Raw genomic sequence first — 1,294 nt, 5'->3', positions numbered from 1 at the left:
ACCTGAAAAATTCTGACTAAATTTAATATCCTAAATGAGAATCTTGTGTGTCTGAATTTCCAATCTTTGGTGGAATTTTAATGTTTAGAAGCCCGAAAAATATCGTTTCTTCATTGAAAACAAATTCCCCACTCTTTTGCTGACTTTATTGCGATTACTTGTATAAGTAGTTTTTAGGCGGAATATTTAATTTTTTCTAAAAACTAATAGACCGAATTGCTCACTCTTGTGTGAATTAAAAACTGTTGGACGGAATTATTATGAAAAACCAATCTTTGACCGAATTTAATTTCTTTGACTTAATTTATTTCCTAAATTGTACCAAATTCATAGTTTCTGTGACTAAATCCAATTGTTGGAATTCTTAAGCAATCGTAGGCCAAAAAGGGTAACAATGGCTATATTTCAAACTGGGCTAAGCGCTTTTTCTATATAAATTAATAATATATCTTTGGCTGACTGGTTAGTGTATACTTTCCCAGTCCGAAATCATAGCCGGGAACGTTGTAAACCATTTGAGAAAAAAATTCTACATATCAATTTTAATTATAGTATTTAGCGGAATTGCTAAAGCTCAAATATCTGGACAACTCTTTCAGTACGAATCGGAATTTCCAGCTGGAAAAATATCAATTGATAAAGAAACTGATTATGTGGAATCTGATTTCGACGGAAATTTCAAAATCGGAATACCTAAAAATGCTGAAAAATTTGACTTAATATTAAATTTAAACCAAGGTAATCCTCACACCTATTTTAAATCATTGAAAATTATTATCGAAAACATAAATTTAAAGAATACATCAAATATCGATTTGGGTAAAATAAACTTACCTTCTTTTAAGTCAATTGAAATTGCCGAATACGAAAAACTTAATGAATCGGAAAAAGAACATTGTTATCCGATATATTGCTGGACTGAATTATTAGGATATACGTATACGAATAAACTCGAAAATGAATATCTAAAATTAAATTGCCAACAGGAAATTACTGATTTCGAATACAATAAAAAAACTAAAACAGTCAAAGTTGACTGGAAAAACATAAAGAATTGTGAATAAAAAACGGTTTACAACACCGTATATAATTTATTGCTTGGTTCTAGCCTACTTACGAAAATCCTCGCGGATTTTCTATTCGGTTTTTATTTGCTAAATTACGTGCTTAACCACGCAACAAACCATATACAACAACGTTACCCAACATTTAAAAAATGAACTTTCCTGAAATAGGTTGACTAAAAATTAATCATTTAATTACAGTCACTTATGAAACCACAAAAAGACCACTG

The 1,294-nt window shown here is 29.8% G+C and carries 1 protein-coding gene; it reads left to right on the top strand.

The genetic code is table 11. The annotated features are described in order from the left end of the window. Nucleotides 1–515 precede the first annotated feature (515 nt). Nucleotides 516–1,064, top strand: a complete 549-nt coding sequence (locus tag Q0945_RS15890) for a hypothetical protein (RefSeq protein ID WP_299436611.1) — start codon at nt 516–518, stop codon at nt 1,062–1,064. The last annotated feature ends 230 nt before the right edge of the window (nt 1,065–1,294 follow it).

This window comes from uncultured Maribacter sp. (genome assembly GCF_947500405.1).
Classification (GTDB): Bacteria; Bacteroidota; Bacteroidia; order Flavobacteriales; family Flavobacteriaceae; genus Maribacter_B.
The sequence above is the reverse complement of the archived record's forward strand: the minus strand, read 5'-3'. Positions and strand labels throughout refer to the sequence as shown.